We start from the raw sequence: 17,881 nt of genomic DNA on the forward strand, positions 1-17,881 counted from the left end.
TTTCTATAGTGTTGAGAGCTGCTGGCGCCTGCTGGTATTGCGTTAGATGTGTACTTGGCTTGGTTTTTAGGCAGCGCTGGCGGGCTTGCGGGCCGGGAGCAGCTCCAGCGCCCAGGTGGTCAGCGCAACCAGTGCCACGCACAGGCCTGCCATGCCCAGCATGCCCATCAGGCCTTCACCGCCCAGAGGCATGCTGTACAGATACAGGCCGGCTCCAAACTTGGGTACGCCCTGCACGCCCATGAACAGTGCCCAGCGGAAGGCCCATGCCGACGCCGCCAGGCCGGTGCCCAGCACCAGGGTGTAGCCCTTGGCTGCCAGACGATGCTCGCCGCGCAGCAGGGCCATCACCACGGCTGCTCCAAACACGGCCGAGCCCAGCATGGAGACGCGCCATACAGGGAACTCTTTGAACAGGCGCACAGCCATGTCGAATGAAGGACTCTGGCCCGCGATGCCGGCAATTCCCCAGGTCAGGGCGCTGGCAATCAGGCCGGTGGCCAGCCACAGGCCCAGATTGCGCAGCCCTTGCAGGGCTGCCGCATCGGGCTGCAAGGATCGGGGCAGAAAGCGGTAGAGCACAAAGCCCATGCCCACGGTGGCCAGCCAGCCGCTGAGTGTCAGATTGATCGGTACCCACAGCGTGTTCCACAGCGGGCGCGATCGGATGACCATTATTTCGGCGCCCGTGTAGACCACGATGCTGAGCGTGGACAGCACCAGTACAGGCACCAGCAGGCGCATCAACCGCTGCTTGCCCAGCCACCACAGCGCGCACATCAACACGCACAGCCCGACAAACGTGGGCATGAGCACGGCACCCAGGCTCATCCACGACCAGGGCGTGAGGTGGGCATAGAAATGCCAGAAGCGTGCAGGCTGGTGCAGATCGGCCAGCAGGGCCACCGGCGCGGCAATCGCACTCATGGCCAGCACCAGCACCGCTGTGGGCAGCAGGCGCTGGAGCAAGCCTTGGGCCGGCCCGAACGCACAGGCCGAAGTCAGCAGTGCGGCCCCCGTGGCCATGCCGACCAGAAAGAAGTACTGCACGGCCCATGGCAACCATGCCGCTTCGTAGGCCGGGGTCAGGAGTTCAATGATTTGCATGAGGGCACTCCTTTCACAGATGTTCGGCAACAAGGCGAACCGTGGCCTGACCATCGACACCGTTCACAAACTCATCGGGCAGACCGATGTAGAAGACGTGCGGCTTGGTCTTCATGCCCGGCTTGAGGACCTTGATATCGTCCTTGTGAGCATTGATGCGCTGGTTGATTTCGCTGTACGCGTCGTTCAGATCGCCAATCACGCGCGCGCCACCCACGCAGCTTTCCACGCAGGCGGGCAGCAGACCGGCTTCCAGGCGGTGTTCGCAGAAGGTGCATTTGTCGGCAGTCTGCGTTTCGTGATTGATGAAGCGCGCGTCGTAGGGGCAGGCCTGCACGCAATAGCCGCAGCCCACGCAGCGCTCGTTATCGACAAGAACGATCCCGTCGGTGCGTTGAAATGTGGCTTGCACCGGGCAGACGGGCACGCAAGGCGGTTCGTCGCAGTGGTTGCATAGCCGCGGCAGACTGACCATGGCGGCAGCCGTGTCGCCGGCCTGGTCGATTTCGTATTGCAGCACCGTGGTGCGGAACTGGCCGATGGGGGGCTGGTTTTCGACCGAGCAGCTCACTGTGCAGGCCTGGCAGCCAATGCATTTGCGCATATCGACCAGCATGCCGAAGCGCTTGCCTTGCATGCCGGGTCGGCGCAGGGGCTGGAAGCTGGGGTCGCCGGGCAGCGCTGCGCGGGCGCTGCCCGCAACACCGAGGCTGGCGGCCATGGCAATCAAATCCTGCAAAAAACCGCGCTTGGTGGGCGCAGTCACTGCCTGCTGAGGTGCCTGGGTAATGGATGGAGTGCTGCAGGTGCAGGCCGAACTGCTGGTTGCGCAGTCGGAGAGTTCTCGTTTCTGAAGTGGCATGGCCCTTCCTTTCATCGTCGCACTGGCACCAGAAAGCCCTGATGCTTTAAACATAAAAGAGTATTAAATTAATATCTTTTATGCCTAATTGACTATATGAAAGTTGCCATTTGTGACACTTGATTTGAGTCAAGTCTTCGCTTGCTGAAGAGTTTTTTTGAATGGAACTCCCGCAAGCAGATGACTTGTTGCCGAGCATGCAGCCACTTTATTAATGAACTGTTAAGCAATCAGTGTGTTGCCGTATGTAATCCGCTTTGCTTGGCGGCAGATGCTGGAGATCAAGCTATGCATGCACAGCATGCCTGAGCTCAGGCTGAGGTCGCTCTGCTGCGCCAACGTAAAGGCTGCTGCAGCAAACAGATTGGTTTGGAGCCTTGAACGGCTTTATATTCCTTGACATGAGGCAGTTTCGCTGCTGTCCGACAGTGCCGCAGGCCCGCGAGTTTCTTGTAGGCGGTGCGTTTTCTGTAAGATGTTCACATGCTGCAGGTTTTATGAGCGGCCGGCCCTGATGCTTGCTGTCTCGCAGCTATCTTGGTGCACTGCCAAGTGCATGCGATATTCCAATTTCGTCACATTGAAAGGATCGATATGTCACGCTCTGTTTCCGACGCCGTTTCCACCGCCCAAGACGATCTGGAAAAACTGGTCAGCGATCTGCGCGGTCTGCTGTCTGCCCGTGAACTGGACAAGCTTCCTGAAATCAGCGTGCTTCGTCAGCGCATCGACGACGGCATGGCCAACGTGCGCGAGTCTGCTGTGCGTGCGGCTCAGGACGCCGCTCGCCAGGCGCGCGAAGCTGCCGATGTGGCGGATCGTTATGCCCACGACGAACCCTGGCGCGTCGCCGGTGCCGCGCTGGCAGTGGGTGCACTGCTGGGTTTCATGCTGGGCCGTCGCTAAGCATTGCTGAGCTGCAAAAGGACAAGTGCCTGTGAATTTGATTTCACTACTAGGTCTTGATTCCCTGCTGGAGCGCTGGCGTGCCAATCTCAACGAGGCAGCGATCGCGGCCGAAGATCGCGTTGATCTTGCGCAGCTTGAGTGGCAACAGCACAAGCGCAGCATGCAAACGCTGGCGGTGCTGGCCATTGTGCTCGGCGCACTCACCGTGGTCGTGCTCATTGTCCTGTCCATGGCTGTGCTCGTGCAGTTCTGGGATAGCGAGCATCGTCAGCTGGTGGCGTGGCTGCTGGTCGGTGGCTGGGTTCTGGTCTGGGGCCTGGGGCTGTGGCGACTGCTGGCAGCTGTCAATCAACTCTCCAGTCCTTTCAGGCTCACGCGGCGCGAGCTCAAATCGGATTGGCAGGCTCTGAAGGAGAGGATTTAGCATGAACAGCATCTCTCCCGATTTGCGATCCACAGAGTTGGAGCCCGTCAAGCCCGCAGGCATGGATGCTCGGCTCTGGGATGAAGCGACAGCCGAGCAAAAGCTGGTGCTGTCGCGCATTGCCAAGCAACGCGCGCGCGTCAAGGCTCGAGCCGCTGCCAAGGCGCAGGCGCAGGCCTTGCGCAGCACGCAGCCTGCACATGTGGACGCCGATGCTCCCCTGCCCGAGCGCCTGCTGTCTTTTGTGCGCCTGCATCCGCTGGCAACGGCGGCAGCGGGGGGCTTGCTCATGGTTCTCGGGCCGCGCAAGCTGATTCGCTGGGGCAGCGCAGCACTGCCCTGGATTCTTAAGCTGCAGCAGCGCGCACGCGGCTGAAGGGTCCTGGAAAAACAGCCCGTCAGGCTCAGGCATGACGGGCTGTTTCTTTGTGCGCAGCCAGGCCACGCGTCAAGTTCAGTGCATATGGGCGATGGCCTGGGCGGCTTCGGTCACAAGATCGGGACCGCGATAGATCAGGCCGCTGTAGATCTGCACTACATCAGCACCTGCGCGGATCTTGCTCACGGCGTCGGCGCCGCTCAGGATGCCGCCCACGCCAATGATGGGAAAGCGGCTGCCAAGGGCTGAGCGCAGCTGGCGAATGATCTGATTGCTGGCTTCGAGCACGGGCGCACCGGACAGTCCGCCGGCTTCTTCGGCATGTTGCAGACCCTTGACGGCATCGCGGCTGATGGTGGTGTTGGTGGCAATCACGCCATCCATGCCGTGGCGCTCCAGCGTCGCCGCAATCACGCCGACCTGCTCTTCATCGAGGTCGGGAGCGATCTTCACGAACACCGGCGTGCGCTTGCCATGCTGGCTGGAGAGCTGTTCGCGGCGATTGGCGACAGCTCCCAGCAGAGCATCCAGTGCCTCGTCGCTTTGCAAGGCACGCAGATTCTTGGTGTTGGGTGAGCTGATGTTGACTGTCACATAGTCGGCATGAGGGTACACGCCGTCCAGGGCCTTGATGTAGTCGCTGGTGGCCTCTTCGATGGGGGTTGTGGCGTTCTTGCCGATGTTCAGGCCCAGCAGCATGGCGCCGCCATTGGCGCGCACTTGCGAGCGACGCACATTGGCCAGAAATGCATCCAGGCCTTCGTTGTTGAAGCCCAGGCGGTTGATCAGTGCATTCTTTTCAGGAATGCGGAACATGCGGGGCTTGGGATTGCCGGGCTGGGGGCGGGGCGTGACGGTGCCCACTTCCACAAAGCCGAAACCCATGGCGGCCAGCGCATCGATGCAGCGCGCATTCTTGTCCAGGCCTGCGGCCATGCCCACACGGTTCGGGAACTTGAGGCCCGCCAGCTCGATGGGGTCGTTGATCAGAGGGCGCGCCCAGGCCTTTTGGAGCAAGGTATTTTGACCCTTTGCCATGAAATTCATGGTGAGGTCGTGGGCCGCTTCGGGGTCCATGCCGAAAAGAATAGGACGCGTCAATGAGTAAGGAATAAGAGACATGGGGATAATCGCAGGATTACCTGGATTTTCCCTCATGACGACATCTGCTGCACCTCTTTCTCAAGATGAACTGAAAACTTTGGTCGGACAAGCTGCCCTGAAATATGTGGTCGCCGGTGAAATTGTGGGCGTGGGCACAGGCTCCACGGTCAACAAATTCATTGATGCACTGGCCACCATCAAGGATCGGATTCCTGGCGCCGTCTCCAGCTCGGTTGCCAGTACCGAGCGCCTGAAGGCGCTGGGCATCAAGGTGTTCGATGCCAATGAAGTCGCCAGCCTGGCCGTCTATATCGACGGTGCCGACGAGATCGACGGCAAGGGCTATATGGTCAAGGGCGGTGGTGCGGCGCTGACGCGCGAAAAGATCGTGGCGGCGCTGGCTCAGCGTTTTGTCTGCATTGCCGATGAGTCCAAGCGCGTGCCGGTGCTGGGTAATTTTCCGCTGCCCGTGGAAGTCATTCCCATGGCGGCGGCCCAGATCGCGCGTCGCTTTGAAGCCATGGGCGCCGACGTGACGGCGCAGATTCGCATGAAGGATGGTGCGCCGCTGGTGACCGACAACGGCCAGCATATTCTGGATGTCCGCGGTCTGAAGATCGCAGAGCCGCTGGCCTTCGAGTCCGAAGTCAATCAGTGGCCCGGCGTCGTGACCGTGGGCGTGTTTGCTCACCAGAAGGCTGCGGTGTGCCTGCTGGGAACCGCACAAGGCGTGCAGACGCTGGAATACTAAGCAGCAATCTGAGGCCGGAAAGCCACCTGCTTGCGCAGGTGGCTTTTTTATAAAATTGATAGCTGCTAACGCTTTATTGGTAAGTGTTAGAGACTGATCTCATTGAAAATTTCTGGCTCCTAGAAGCGCAGGCCTGCGGGGTTTTCGGGCGTGGGCGCGCCAGGGGGCGGGGCTGCTGGCGCCGTGATGCGTGCAGGACGCTCGGCGGGCTTGGCTGCTTCGGCAGCAACTGGTGCCGGCATGGTCAAAGCCTTGGCTGCGGGGGCTTTGTAGTTCTTCGGCAACTGGGGCTGCTTGGGGTAGCCGGCCGCGCTCAGGTACTGGTCCCAGCTGTCGGCGCCAAAACCCTTGAGGTGCTGGTTGCCGATGGTGGCAAAGGGCAGGCTGTCCTGCCCGCTGAGCTTTCTGAGTGCTGCAACATCGCTGCTGGTTTCTATGGTGCGTTCGTTGAACGGGATGCCACGGTTTTGCAGATGAGACCGGGCCTCGTCGCAGGGCTCGCAGTCCTTGCCCGTATAGATCGTGACGGGATAGCGGTTGGCGGTCTGGCGCAGGTCGTAAGGCAGTTGCGCGTTGGCCGAAGACGCCGGGCCATCGGCGTTGCTCACGGCTTCGGCACTGGGCTTGGCGTTGGGGCCGATGGCCCGGTCGGAATAGGTGACCCGCCCGTCAGGGCCCACGCTGCGGTAGAGATTCTGAGCCAGGCTGACTCCGCTCGCCAATGCGGCAAAGGCGGCTACAAGCATTGTCAGCAGCAGGGCGTTGCCGGAGGTCGGTTTCTCGGCCGAAGGCCGGGCAATGAAAGATCGTGGCATCTCAATCTTGGTCAATGAAGTGCAGTGAAGAGGTCTGAGGACGCGAGCGCCGATGGGCAGAGCATAGCTTGCATGGAGGACTGTCTGCTCCCATACTCCGGCTTGTCTTGATCCGACCTCGGTGCGTGAGTCAGCTAGCGTCAGTCTTGGGTCTCTCTTATTGGGGCGATGGCAGACATGAAAAAGCGCCCGGGAAGGGCGCTTTTGGGGAGATGGCAGAAGACTCAGGCGGTCTGGCTCATACCTTGGTGGCGAAGCAGTGCGTCAATCTGTGGCTCGCGGCCACGGAAGGCCTTGAAGGACTCCATGGCAGGGCGGCTGCCGCCGGCTTCCAGAATCGACTCGCGGTACTTGCGGCCGGTCTCGGGGTTGGGCGAGCCATCGGCCAGCATGGTTTCTTCAAAAGCCGCATAGGCGTCCGCGCTCAGCACCTCGGCCCATTTGTAGCTGTAGTAACCGGCGGCATAGCCACCGGCAAAGATATGGCTGAAGGTGTGGGCCATGCGGTTGTAGGCTGGCGATTGCAGCACGGACACCTCGGCGCGCACCTGGTTCAGCAGCGCCATGAAGTCGTCTGCGGGATTGTGCTCGGTGTGCAGGAGCATGTCGAACAGCGCAAACTCGATCTGGCGCAGGGTCTGCATGCCGGACTGGAAGTTCTTGGCGGCAATCATCTTGTCGTACAGCGCGCGGGGCAAGGCCTCGCCCGTGTCCACATGGGCAGTCATGTGCTTGAGCACATCCCACTCCCAGCAGAAATTTTCCATGAACTGGCTGGGCAGCTCGACTGCATCCCATTCCACGCCGGCAATACCCGAGACATCGCGTTCATTGACCTGCGTGAGCATGTGGTGCAAACCGTGACCGGTTTCGTGGAACAGGGTGATCACATCATCGTGCGTGAGCAGCGCGGGTTTGCCGTCCACGCCGGACGCGAAGTTGCAGACCAGGTGGGCCACAGGCGTTTGCAGCTGATGGGAGTCGGGGCGCAGCCAGCGTGTGCGCACATCGTCCATCCAGGCGCCACCACGCTTGCCCTTGCGCGCCTGCGGGTCCAGGTAGAACTGGCCGACCAGCTGAGTGCCTTGCTCGGTTGAGCGCTCGATACGGTAGAACTCCACGCAGGGGTTCCAGACCGGAGCTTCGTCGCGGCGGATGGAGACTTCGAACAGGGTTTCGACAATCTTGAACAGGCCTGCCAGCACCTTGGGTGCAGGAAAATACTGCTTGAGCTCCTGCTCGCTGAAGGAATAGCGGGCTTCCTTGAGCTTTTCGCCGATGAAGGCCCAGTCCCAGGGCTGGGGGTCGGCAATGCCGAGCTCAGTCTTGGCAAAGGCACGCAGATCGGCAGCATCCTTTTCTGCATAGGGACGGGCTCGTTGTGCCAGATCGCGCAGAAAGTCAATGACCTGCTTGGGCGAATCGGCCATCTTGGGCACGATCGAGACTTCGCCGAAGTTGCTGTAGCCCAGCAACTGGGATTCTTCCAGGCGCAGGGCGAGGATTTCCTTCATCACGGCGGTGTTGTCAAAGCGTTTGCCATCGCCATCGGCCTGATCGGAAGCTCGGGTCACATAAGCCTGATAAATCTTCTCGCGCAGTGCGCTGCTCTTGGCAAACTGCATCACTGGCAGATAGCTGGGCATCTTAAGCGTCAGCTTGTAGCCTTCTTTGCCATCGGCTTCGGCGGCGGCTTTGGCCGCGGCGATCACATCGGCCGGAACGCCGTCCAGCTCGTCAATCCTGGCGTAGTAGGCAAAGGCATCGGTGGCGTCCAGCGCGTTCTCGCTGAATTTCTGGGCCAGCTCGGCCGAGCGAGCCTGAATCTGCGCAAAGCGTTCCTTGGCAGCGCCCTGCAGTTCGGCGCCCGAGAGCACGAAGCCGCGCATGGCATGGTCCCAGGCGGCGCGCTGTTCCTTGTTGAGGCTGGCCGGGTCAATGGCCTTGTACTTGGCGTACAGGCGTTCATCGGCGCCCAGATTGGTCCAGAACTCGGTGACCTTGGGCAGTGCTTCGTTATAGGCCGCGCGCAACTCCGGGGTGTCGGCAACGCTGTTGAGGTGATTGATGGCCGACCAGGCGGTGCCCAGCTTTTCAGTCGCCACGTCCAGCACGGCAGAGATGGCCTCCCACTGTGCGGGGAAGTCCGGTGCAACCACGGTCTCCAGCGCCTCACTGGCACGGGCCAGCAAAGTGTCGATGGCGGGTGCCACATCCGCAGGCTGAATGCGGTCAAACAAGGGCAGGGAGGAGGATTCGAGAAGTGGATTGCTCATGCTGTATTAAGTGCCGGCAAGGTCGGGAAAATCAAGCGCTCTCAGGGTATTTATTGCTATCGCGTTCATAGCGTCAGCCTGTGGTCAGAAGCGTGCTCGCGCCAGGACCGCGTGCAAGCGCCACCGCGCAGCAAAGCTGTCGTCCCCCTCGTGCAATCAGAGCCAGAGAGGGAGAAGTCGCGGGGCGGCTCGGAGGGCGTCAGGCAGCGGCGCGCTCTGCCGATTCCATGGTGTTGACCAGCAGCATGGTAATCGTCATGGGGCCGACACCACCGGGCACAGGGGTGATGTAGCCAGCAACTTCCTTGACGCCGTTGAAGTCGACGTCGCCGCAGAGCTTGCCTTCGGCATTGCGGTTCATGCCCACGTCGATGACCACTGCACCGGGCTTGACCATGTCGGCGGTCAGCACATCCACCTTGCCCACGGCCGCGACGATGATGTCGGCCTGGCGAGTCATGGCAGCCAGATCGGCGGTGCCGCTGTGGGTGACGGTGACCGTGGCATTGGCGGCCAGCAGCATCATGGCCATGGGCTTGCCCACGATGTTGGAGCGGCCGATGACCACGGCGTGCTTGCCGCGCAGATCCTTCATGCCGATGGATTCCAGCATCTTCATGCAGCCATAGGGCGTGCAGGCCTTGAAGCCGACTTCGCCGACCATCAGTGCGCCGGCGCTGGCCACGTGGAAGCCGTCCACATCCTTGGCGGGGGAAATGGTTTCGATGACCTTGTGGTCGTCAATGTGCTTGGGCAGGGGCAGTTGCACCAGAATGCCGTGAATGCTGGGGTCGTTGTTCAGCGCTTCGACACGTGCCAGCAGTTCGGCTTCGGTCATGGAGGCATCGTACTTTTCCAGCACCGAGTGGAAGCCCACGTCTTCGCAGGCCTTGACCTTGTTGCGCACGTAGACCTGAGAAGCCTGGTTGTCGCCCACCAGAACTACGGCCAGACCGGGCGTTACGCCCTTGGCCTTGAGCGCTGCCGCGCGTGTGGCGACTTCCTTGCGCAGTTGTTCGGAGAGGGCTTTGCCGTCGATGAGTTGGGCTGTCATTGCTGGAGTACCAATAAAAAATGCTGCTAGCCCTTGATGAACAAGCACTAGCAGCTATCAGAATAGGAGTTGGCTAAAGCGCGAGGCCTGGCCAGTGCTCCCTGGATTATCTCGCGATTGGAGTGGCTTCCGATTTCGCGGGGAGCACTTAATTGACGGCAGCCGCCGCTTTGGCCGCAGCGCTGGTCTGGCCCTGGCCCAGTGCGATCTTGAGCAGATCGGCCACGGTGTTGGCGTTGAGCTTTTCCATGATGTTGGCGCGGTGGGCTTCCACGGTCTTGATGGAGATGCCCAGATCGTCGGCGATCTGCTTGTTCAGGCGGCCGGCGACGATGCGCTCGAGCACCTGGGCTTCGCGGCCCGTGAGCTTGGCCAGCAGAGCATCGCGGCTGGCGGCCTGCTGGTGGCCGGTAAAGGCTTCGCGGGCGTGATCCAGCATGCGCTCGACCAGACCCAGCAGCTCTTCTTCGTTGAAAGGCTTCTGGATGAAGTCCAGCGCGCCTTTCTTCATGGTGTTCACCGCCATGGGCACATCGCCGTGACCGGTGATGAAGACGATGGGCAGAGGAGACTTGCGCTCGATCAGTCGGTCCTGCAGCTCCAGGCCGGTCATGCCGCCCATGCGGATGTCGACGATCAGGCAGGCCACTTCGCGTGGGTCGTAGCGCGACAAAAAGGTCTCGGCGGAGTCAAAGCAACGCACGCGGTAGTCCTTGCCTTCCAGCAGCCATTGCAGCGAATCACGGACTGCTTCGTCGTCGTCAACTACGTAAACAGTGCCTTTTTTGGGAATCAAACTCATGCAATCGTCCTCTTTATGGGTTCGCTTGTCGTGGTGAGTGTTGTCGTCTCCACACCCGTTGCCAACGGTAGCCAGAATGAGAACCGGCAACCAGTGACTTCGCTTCCATTGTAGAGGTTCTCGGCATGCATTCGACCCTGATGTGATTCGACAATCGAGCGGCAAAGGTTCAGGCCTATGCCCATGCCTTCGCTCTTGGTGGAGAAGAAGGCTTCGAACAAGTGTTCCAACACTTCCGGCGGCAGGCCCTTGCCCGTGTCTTCCACGGTGAACTCCACACCCGGCAGGCTTTCAAAGACCTGGGGGCGCACGCGCAGTTCCACATTGCGTTGGCCCAGCGGGCGGTCGGACATATCAATGGACTCAGCACTGTTTTTCATCAAATTGATGAGAACCTGCTCGATGAGGATGGCATCGGCCATTACCGGCGGCATGCGTTCGGCAATATGCGAGGTCAGCTGCACATTGCGGCGGCGCAACTCGATACCGGCCAGCTCCAGCGCCTCGTTCACCATCTCGCCTACCTGGGCCAGCATGCGATTGGGCTCGCTCTTTTTCACGAAGGAGCGGATGCGCTGAATGATCTGCCCGGCACGCTGTGCCTGATGTGCCGTCTTTTCCAGTGCGAACTTCATCTGTTCGGGTGTGAGCGTGCCGTTTTCCAGGCGTGTCAGCATGCCGGAGCTGTAATTGCTGATGGCGGTCAGGGGCTGGTTGAGTTCGTGCGCCACGCTGGATGCCATCTCTCCCATGGTGATGAGGCGGCTGGCGGTCTGGGCCTTTTCAGCCTGGGCCGCAGCCTGTTCCTCGGCCAGGCGGCGCTGGGTGATGTCGGTGGCAATCACCATCTGGGCCAGGCGGCCGTCCACCCAACTCAGATAGCGCGAGCGGACTTCCAGCCATTTGCCCAGGCTGGGCACGAAGATCTCGGCGTTCTCGCTGCGTGCGGCAGTCAGCGTGTCCGTAGGCAAGCCCATGAGGCCGTCTTCGTTCTCGGCTTCGGGCTGGTGGCGAACCGGCAGCTTGCCGGCCTGGGCGACCAGTTGCAGATGTCCTTCGGTGTGCGAGCCAAACCACTGACGGTACAGCTTGTTGGCAAACAGCAGTTCGGCACTTCCAAGAGGGGCCACGGAAACAGAGGCATCCAGCGCCTCCAGCACAATGGTGAAACGCTCGTACGAGGCAGACAGCTGTTCGCGAATCCGGTTGGGCTCGGTAATGTCCGTCATGGACGACATCCACCCCGTGTGCTGGCCGTGGGCATCAATCAGCGGCGATACATACAGGCGCGCGTCGAACAGGCTGCCGTTCTTGCGCTTCACACGTACCTGAAAGCCGCCAACGATGGTCTTGCCCGACAGCTCTTCGCGCAGCTGTGAATGCAGATTGTCGTAGTCGTTATCGGGCCAGTAGGAATAGGGTGGAACCTGGCCGACCAGATCCTTCTCGCTCCAGCCCGTCATCTGGCAGAAGGCTGCGTTCACATAGGTGATGCGGCCGTGCAGATCCAGTGCTCGCATGCCCGTCAGCACGGAATTTTCCATGGCACGACGGAAGTTGGTCTCGGCCACCAAGGCCTCCTGAGCACGCTGACGTCGGCGTGTGTGGCGCCAGGTGGCCAGCAGCAGCCAGGCCGTCATGGCCGACAAGGTGCCCACCAGCCAGAACAGGCCGCTACCGACTACGCCCAGCGAGGTCTGATAGGCCTGGGCGCGCATCATCAGCGCCGTGCCCACCGGGGAGACGGGCACTTCGTATTCATTCGCAATGGCACGCCAGTGCAGCAGCTCGGTAGGCGTCTTGCGCGGTGCCAGCGGAGTGCCGGCCAGCACATGGTTGTCGGCATCGCGCATGGTGATGGCGTAACGGGCCATCACTTCCGTGGGCGTGCCATAGCGCAGCAGACTGTCCACCGAAAACTCGGCCAGCAGCTCGCCCTGGTAGCGGCTGTTGGCGCTGATTGGCACATGCAGTTGCAGCAGTGGCGGCAACTCATTGGGCTGGGCTTTTTCCTGCACATAGATGGGCTGCAGCATCTCGCGGGCCTGCTCATAGGCTTGCAGGGTCTCGCCCTGATGCAGGCTTTCGCCCACGGCACGCAACTGATCCGTGGCCACCGTCGGAGCTGACTGGCTGTACACAACCTGACGCTTGTCATTGATCCAGGTAATCGATTGCAGCTCGGGGTATTGGCTGATCAACGCTTCGGTGCGGCCGTCGAAGTCGGCTTTGCGCATCTCGCGGTTGCCGATGTCACGAGCCATGCGCATCAGTTGCTCCTGGCGCTCCAGCAGGCGCAGGCGCACGCGTTGTTGGGCGTATTCCACGTCGCGGCGCAGTGCCTCCTGCTCGCGATCCACTTCTTCCGTGCGCAAATACCAGAACGACGCAATGATTGCAGCCATGAACATCAGCACCGATGCCAGCGGCGCGAGCGCGGCATAGCGATCCTGCCGGGTCGGCGACAGGCTGCGCCACCAGCTACGCCACCAGCGCACAGGGGATGCAACGGATTGCGCGCTTTTTGCGTCCTCTTTTTCTCGTTCGTGATTGCTTGTTTGCATGCCTCCAGTGTAGGGGAGAGACCTAGTGGAATCTGCGACTATTTCTGTCGCGTAAAAGACAATCTATAGAGGCTTCACTGTATGTGCATTTGCAGCATTTTTTTATATAGTGAAATCACAAAGCACAATTTGAAATTTGAAAAAAATGTGCGAAACTCGCCAGCGATCGACACAGTGAATCGGTTTAATCCGGGGAGCACCCGAAGGTGCTGTGCCACGCGTTATGCGGTGTGGCGCTTGCCGCACCCGTGTGATGCCGCACTCACTGCTTCGTGATAAAGCTACCCCCTCTCGAAGGAGACACTCACAATGACAGCTCAGACTGATCCCAAAGGCGCTGGCTTTCCTGCCGGCCTGGACCAACAAGAATCGCGCGAGTGGATGGATGCCCTCTCTGCGGTGATCGACCGCGAAGGTGCGGACTATGCTCACAAGCTGATCGAGGATCTGCTTGAACACGCGCGCCAGAACAGCGTGGACATGCCTTTCTCGGCCAATACAGGCTACGTGAACACCATCGAGGCCGATCAGGAAGAAAAGTGCCCCGGCAACCTCGAGATCGAAGGTCGTCTGCGTGCCTACATGCGCTGGAACGCCATGGCCATGGTGGTCAAGGCCAACCGTATTCACCCCCCCGAAGGTGGTGATCTGGGCGGTCACATCGGCTCCTTCGCTTCGCTGGCCAATATGTTTGCGGCCGGCTTCAACCATTTCTGGCATGCCGAGAACGAAAACCACGGCGGCGACTGCCTGTATATCCAGGGTCACGTCTCGCCCGGCATCTATGCCCGCGCCTACCTGGAAGGCCGTATCTCCGAAGAACAGCTGCTGAACTTCCGCCAGGAAGTGGACGGCAAGGGTCTGTCGAGCTACCCCCACCCCAAGCTGATGCCTGACTTCTGGCAGTTCCCCACGGTGTCCATGGGCCTGGGCCCGCTGATGGCCATCTACCAGGCACGTTTCCTGAAGTATCTGCACGCACGCGGCATTGCCAACACCGAAAACCGCAAGGTCTGGGTGTTCTGCGGCGACGGTGAAATGGACGAAGTGGAATCCCTGGGCGCCATCGGTCTGGCTTCGCGCGAGAACCTGGACAACCTGGTCTTCGTGATCAACTGCAATCTGCAGCGCCTGGACGGTCCTGTGCGCGGCAACGGCAAGATCATCCAGGAGCTGGAAGGCGAATTCCGCGGTGCCGGCTGGAACGTCATCAAGCTGCTGTGGGGCAAGGGCTGGGACGAGCTGCTGGCTAAGGACAAGGACGGCGTGCTCAAGAAGATCATGATGGAGTGCAACGACGGCGACTATCAGGCTTTCAAGGCCAACGATGGTGCCTACGTTCGCCAGCATTTCTTCGGTCGCGATCCTCGCGCCCTGAAGATGGTCGAGCACATGTCCGACGATGAAATCTGGAATCTGCGCCGCGGTGGCCACGATTCGCAGAAGGTCTACGCAGCATTCGCCGCTGCCAACGGCCACAAGGGTCAGCCTACCGTGCTGCTGGTCAAGACCGTCAAGGGCTTCGGCATGGGCAAGATCGGTGAAGGCAAGAACAACGTTCACCAGACCAAGAAGCTGAGCGACGAGGACATCAAGGCCTTCCGCGACCGCTTCAACATCCCGATCCCCGACAGCCAGATCGCGGACATTCCCTTCTACAAGCCGGCCGACGATACGCCGGAAATGAAGTATCTGCACGAGCGCCGCAAGGCCCTGGGCGGCTATCTGCCGCACCGTCGCCAGCAAGCTGACGAGCAGTTCACCGCTCCTGCGCTGGATACCTTCAAGGCCATCCTGGAGCCCACACCCGAAGGCCGTGAGATCTCCACGACCCAGGCTTATGTGCGTTTCCTGACGCAGTTGCTGCGTGACAAGAACATCGGCCCCCGCGTGGTGCCCATCCTGGTGGACGAGGCCCGTACCTTCGGTATGGAAGGCCTGTTCCGTCAGGTCGGCATCTACAACCCCCACGGTCAGCAATACACCCCGGTCGACAAGGACCAGGTGATGTACTACCGCGAGGACAAGGCCGGCCAGATCCTGCAGGAAGGCATCAACGAAGCCGGCGGCATGTCCAGCTGGATCGCTGCAGCCACCAGCTACAGCCATAGCAACCGGGTCATGATCCCGTTCTATGTGTACTACTCGATGTTCGGCTTCCAGCGCATCGGCGACCTGGCCTGGGCGGCTGGCGACCTGCAAGCGCGCGGCTTCCTGCTGGGCGGCACTTCGGGCCGTACCACGCTGAACGGCGAAGGCCTGCAGCACGAAGATGGTCACAGCCATATCCTGGCCAACACCATCCCCAACTGCGTGTCCTACGACCCCACCTTCGCTCACGAAGTGGCCGTGATCATGCAGGACGGTCTGCGTCGCATGGTGCAGAACCAGGAAAACATCTTCTACTACATCACGCTGCTGAACGAAAACTACCCCATGCCTGGCCTGGAAGCCGGCACGGAAGAGCAGATCCTCAAGGGCATGTACATGGTCAAGCCTGGCCAGAAGGTGCCCGAGAGCGGTCTGCGCGTTCAACTGCTGGGCTCCGGCACCATCCTGCGCGAGTCCTTCTTCGCCCAGGAACTGCTGGAAAAGGACTGGGGTGTTGCCGCCGACGTCTGGAGCTGCCCGTCGTTCAACGAACTGACCCGCGAAGGTCAGGAAGCGGACCGCTTCAACATGCTGCATCCGCTGGAAGCCGCCAAGGTTCCCTTCGTGTCCCAGCAGTTGGCTGCCCATCCCGGCCCCGTGGTCGCCTCGACCGACTACATGAAGGCCTACGCCGAGCAGATCCGTCCCTACATGCCCAAGGGCCGTACCTACAAGGTGCTGGGTACCGACGGCTTCGGTCGTTCGGACTTCCGCGCCAAGCTGCGTGAACACTTCGAAGTCAACCGTCATTACATCGTGGTGGCTGCACTGCGTGGTCTGGCCGATGAAGGCAAGATCAACGCCACGACCGTGGCCGAAGCGATCAAGAAGTACGGCATCAACGTCGACAAGATCAACCCGCTGCACGCCTAAGAAGGGGAGACAGATAACATGGCATTGACAGAAATCAAGGTCCCCGATATTGGCGACTTCTCCGAAGTCGGCGTGATCGAAGTGCTGGTCAAGGTGGGTGACACCATCAAGGTCGAGCAATCCCTGATTACCGTGGAGTCCGACAAGGCTTCCATGGAAATCCCCTCCAGCCAGGCTGGCGTGGTCAAGGAAATCAAGGTTGCCCTGGGCGACAAGGTCAAGGAAGGCTCCGTGGTCGTGATGCTGGAAACCGCCGACGCGGCTCCCGCACCTGCCGCCGCAGCACCCGCACCTGTGGCTGCCCCCGTGGCCGCTGCTCCTGCTCCCGTGGCTGCAGCTCCTGTGGCGGCCGCTCCCGCAGCGTCTTCTACCGTGGACATCAAGATCCCCGATATCGGCGACTTCAAGAACGTGGCCGTGATCGAGATGCTGGTCAAGGTGGGCGATACCGTGGCCGTCGAGCAATCGCTGTTCACCGTGGAGTCCGATAAGGCCTCGATGGAAATCCCTTCACCCTCGGCAGGCACCATCACGGCGCTGACCATCAAGCTGGGTGACACCGTCAACGTGGGCGACGTGGTCGGCCAGATGACGGTGCAGGGCGCAGCAGCTGCTCCCGTGCAGGCCGCCTCTCCCGTGGCCGCCCCTGTGGCTGCTGCAGCTGCTCCTGTGGCCGCTGCTCCCGTGGCTGCAACTCCTGCTTCCACACCTGTGGCAGCGCCTGCAGCCCACAACCCCACCGTGGCGCCTTCGGGTCAGTTGCCCCATGCCTCGCCTTCGGTGCGCAAGTTCGCTCGCGAACTGGGCGTGCCTCTGGCAGAAGTCAAGGGCTCGGGCAACAAGGGCCGCATTACGGCCGAAGACATCCAGTCCTTCACCAAGTCGGTGATGGCTGGTGCCGTACAGACCCTGGCGCAGCAGGCGGTGGCTCCCAAGTCTTCCGGCGGCAACGTCGGCGGTCTGGAAGTGCTGGCCTGGCCCAAGGTCGACTTCGCCAAGTTCGGCGCTGTCGAGCGCAAGGAACTGTCGCGCATCAAGAAGATCTCGGGCGCCAACCTGCATCGCAACTGGGTGGTCATCCCCCACGTCACCAACAATGACGAGGCCGACATCACCGAGCTGGAAGCCTTCCGCGTGCAGACCAATGCCGAAAGCGCCAAGGCCAAGAGCGACGTCAAGGTGACTATGCTGGCTTTCGTGATCAAGGCCGTGGTGGCTGCGCTCAAGAAGTTCCCCGAGTTCAACGCCTCTCTGGATGGCGACACTCTGGTCTACAAGCAGTACTTCAACATCGGCTTTGCTGCGGACACACCGAACGGCCTGGTCGTTCCCGTGCTCAAGGATGCCGACAAGAAGGGCATTCTGCAGATCAGCCAGGAAATGGGCGAGCTGGCCAAGAAGGCCCGTGACGGCAAGCTGGGCGCTGCGGACATGCAAGGCGGCTGCTTCTCGATCTCGTCTCTGGGCGGCATCGGCGGCACCAACTTCACGCCCATCATCAATGCGCCTGAAGTCGCCATCCTGGGTCTGTCCAAGGGCGCCATGAAGCCTGTGTGGGACGGCAAGCAGTTCGTGCCTCGCCTGATGCTGCCTCTGTCGCTGTCGTACGACCACCGTGTCATCGACGGTGCAGCCGCTGCACGCTTCAACGCCTACCTGGGCGCTGTGCTGGCCGACTACCGCCGCATCCTGCTCTAAGCAGCTGACAAGCAGGCCGATTTTTAGCGAAATCGGCCTGTAGCGCTTATCTGAACTGCGCAAGTAGCTATCTTTTTAGATGCCTTGCGCTTCACCTTGCCAGTCCATGAGT

At 60.9% G+C, this 17,881-nt stretch carries 14 protein-coding genes; 6 read left to right on the forward strand and 8 right to left on the reverse strand.

Annotated features, from left to right (window positions below; genetic code table 11):
• Positions 1-66 precede the first annotated feature (66 nt).
• On the reverse strand, positions 67-1,107 hold the full coding sequence (nrfD, locus tag AAIL66_RS04945; protein WP_045838913.1) for an NrfD/PsrC family molybdoenzyme membrane anchor subunit: 1,041 nt from the start codon (positions 1,105-1,107) through the stop codon (positions 67-69).
• Between the two features lie 13 nt (positions 1,108-1,120).
• Complete coding sequence (dsrO, locus tag AAIL66_RS04950; RefSeq protein ID WP_059440255.1) at positions 1,121-1,969, reverse strand: sulfate reduction electron transfer complex DsrMKJOP subunit DsrO; 849 nt, start codon at positions 1,967-1,969, stop codon at positions 1,121-1,123.
• Positions 1,970-2,563: 594 nt separating this feature from the next.
• Between dsrO and AAIL66_RS04955 the strand changes: the two genes are divergently transcribed.
• Genes AAIL66_RS04955 through AAIL66_RS04965 form a run of 3 tightly spaced genes read left to right on the forward strand, consistent with a single transcriptional unit; the run spans position 2,564 to position 3,678 of the window.
• Positions 2,564-2,875, forward strand: coding sequence for a DUF883 domain-containing protein (locus AAIL66_RS04955; RefSeq protein WP_004340823.1), 312 nt, complete (start codon positions 2,564-2,566; stop codon positions 2,873-2,875).
• Between the two features lie 25 nt (positions 2,876-2,900).
• The gene (locus AAIL66_RS04960; RefSeq protein ID WP_080746035.1) at positions 2,901-3,302 is read left to right on the forward strand and encodes a phage holin family protein; all 402 of its coding nucleotides are present in this window, start codon (positions 2,901-2,903) and stop codon (positions 3,300-3,302) included.
• Position 3,303: 1 nt separating this feature from the next.
• Entirely contained in the window at positions 3,304-3,678 is a 375-nt protein-coding gene (locus AAIL66_RS04965; protein ID WP_034355842.1) for a hypothetical protein, read from the forward strand.
• Between the two features lie 78 nt (positions 3,679-3,756).
• Here the strand turns inward: AAIL66_RS04965 and AAIL66_RS04970 are convergent, their stop codons facing one another.
• The gene (locus AAIL66_RS04970) at positions 3,757-4,803 is read right to left on the reverse strand and encodes a quinone-dependent dihydroorotate dehydrogenase (RefSeq protein WP_034355845.1); all 1,047 of its coding nucleotides are present in this window, start codon (positions 4,801-4,803) and stop codon (positions 3,757-3,759) included.
• 34 nt (positions 4,804-4,837) lie between these two features.
• Between AAIL66_RS04970 and rpiA the strand changes: the two genes are divergently transcribed.
• Entirely contained in the window at positions 4,838-5,536 is a 699-nt protein-coding gene (gene rpiA, locus AAIL66_RS04975; protein WP_034355848.1) for a ribose-5-phosphate isomerase RpiA, read from the forward strand.
• 119 nt (positions 5,537-5,655) lie between these two features.
• Here rpiA and AAIL66_RS04980 read toward each other — a convergent pair whose 3' ends face one another.
• The 5 genes from AAIL66_RS04980 to AAIL66_RS05000 all read right to left on the reverse strand — a co-directional run bounded on the left by AAIL66_RS04980 (position 5,656) and on the right by AAIL66_RS05000 (position 13,047).
• Positions 5,656-6,351, reverse strand: coding sequence for a glutaredoxin domain-containing protein (locus AAIL66_RS04980; RefSeq protein WP_045839133.1), 696 nt, complete (start codon positions 6,349-6,351; stop codon positions 5,656-5,658).
• Between the two features lie 224 nt (positions 6,352-6,575).
• The gene (locus tag AAIL66_RS04985; RefSeq protein WP_034391502.1) at positions 6,576-8,627 is read right to left on the reverse strand and encodes a M3 family metallopeptidase; all 2,052 of its coding nucleotides are present in this window, start codon (positions 8,625-8,627) and stop codon (positions 6,576-6,578) included.
• A 199-nt stretch (positions 8,628-8,826) separates the two neighbouring features.
• Entirely contained in the window at positions 8,827-9,681 is an 855-nt protein-coding gene (folD, locus tag AAIL66_RS04990; protein ID WP_034355854.1) for a bifunctional methylenetetrahydrofolate dehydrogenase/methenyltetrahydrofolate cyclohydrolase FolD, read from the reverse strand.
• A gap of 148 nt (positions 9,682-9,829) precedes the next feature.
• Positions 9,830-10,483: a response regulator transcription factor gene (locus AAIL66_RS04995; RefSeq protein ID WP_003055354.1), complete on the reverse strand. Its 654-nt coding sequence runs from the start codon at positions 10,481-10,483 to the stop codon at positions 9,830-9,832.
• Positions 10,480-13,047, reverse strand: coding sequence for a PAS domain-containing sensor histidine kinase (locus AAIL66_RS05000; RefSeq protein ID WP_012838307.1), 2,568 nt, complete (start codon positions 13,045-13,047; stop codon positions 10,480-10,482). Before AAIL66_RS05000 ends, AAIL66_RS04995 begins: the two co-directional genes overlap by 4 nt.
• A gap of 309 nt (positions 13,048-13,356) precedes the next feature.
• Here AAIL66_RS05000 and aceE point away from each other — a divergent pair, with 309 nt between their 5' ends.
• On the forward strand, positions 13,357-16,071 hold the full coding sequence (aceE, locus tag AAIL66_RS05005) for a pyruvate dehydrogenase (acetyl-transferring), homodimeric type (RefSeq protein WP_343496149.1): 2,715 nt from the start codon (positions 13,357-13,359) through the stop codon (positions 16,069-16,071).
• Positions 16,072-16,089: 18 nt separating this feature from the next.
• Positions 16,090-17,769, forward strand: coding sequence for a dihydrolipoyllysine-residue acetyltransferase (gene aceF, locus AAIL66_RS05010; RefSeq protein ID WP_343496150.1), 1,680 nt, complete (start codon positions 16,090-16,092; stop codon positions 17,767-17,769).
• Positions 17,770-17,881 lie beyond the last annotated feature (112 nt).

This window comes from Comamonas sp. F1-6 (assembly GCF_039581415.1).
GTDB lineage: Bacteria > Pseudomonadota > Gammaproteobacteria > Burkholderiales > Burkholderiaceae_C > Comamonas > Comamonas thiooxydans.

Excerpts from the sequence above, each read along its gene's own strand:
- nrfD (WP_045838913.1), bottom strand. The coding sequence starts at position 1,107 with ATGCAAATCATTGAACTCCTGACCCCGGCCTACGAAGCGGCATGGTTG.
- dsrO (WP_059440255.1), bottom strand. The coding sequence starts at position 1,969 with ATGCCACTTCAGAAACGAGAACTCTCCGACTGCGCAACCAGCAGTTCG.
- AAIL66_RS04955 (WP_004340823.1), top strand. The coding sequence starts at position 2,564 with ATGTCACGCTCTGTTTCCGACGCCGTTTCCACCGCCCAAGACGATCTG.
- AAIL66_RS04965 (WP_034355842.1), top strand. The coding sequence starts at position 3,304 with ATGAACAGCATCTCTCCCGATTTGCGATCCACAGAGTTGGAGCCCGTC.
- AAIL66_RS04970 (WP_034355845.1), bottom strand. The coding sequence starts at position 4,803 with ATGTCTCTTATTCCTTACTCATTGACGCGTCCTATTCTTTTCGGCATG.
- rpiA (WP_034355848.1), top strand. The coding sequence starts at position 4,838 with ATGACGACATCTGCTGCACCTCTTTCTCAAGATGAACTGAAAACTTTG.
- AAIL66_RS04980 (WP_045839133.1), bottom strand. The coding sequence starts at position 6,351 with ATGCCACGATCTTTCATTGCCCGGCCTTCGGCCGAGAAACCGACCTCC.
- AAIL66_RS04985 (WP_034391502.1), bottom strand. The coding sequence starts at position 8,627 with ATGAGCAATCCACTTCTCGAATCCTCCTCCCTGCCCTTGTTTGACCGC.
- folD (WP_034355854.1), bottom strand. The coding sequence starts at position 9,681 with ATGACAGCCCAACTCATCGACGGCAAAGCCCTCTCCGAACAACTGCGC.
- AAIL66_RS04995 (WP_003055354.1), bottom strand. The coding sequence starts at position 10,483 with ATGAGTTTGATTCCCAAAAAAGGCACTGTTTACGTAGTTGACGACGAC.
- AAIL66_RS05000 (WP_012838307.1), bottom strand. The coding sequence starts at position 13,047 with ATGCAAACAAGCAATCACGAACGAGAAAAAGAGGACGCAAAAAGCGCG.
- aceE (WP_343496149.1), top strand. The coding sequence starts at position 13,357 with ATGACAGCTCAGACTGATCCCAAAGGCGCTGGCTTTCCTGCCGGCCTG.
- aceF (WP_343496150.1), top strand. The coding sequence starts at position 16,090 with ATGGCATTGACAGAAATCAAGGTCCCCGATATTGGCGACTTCTCCGAA.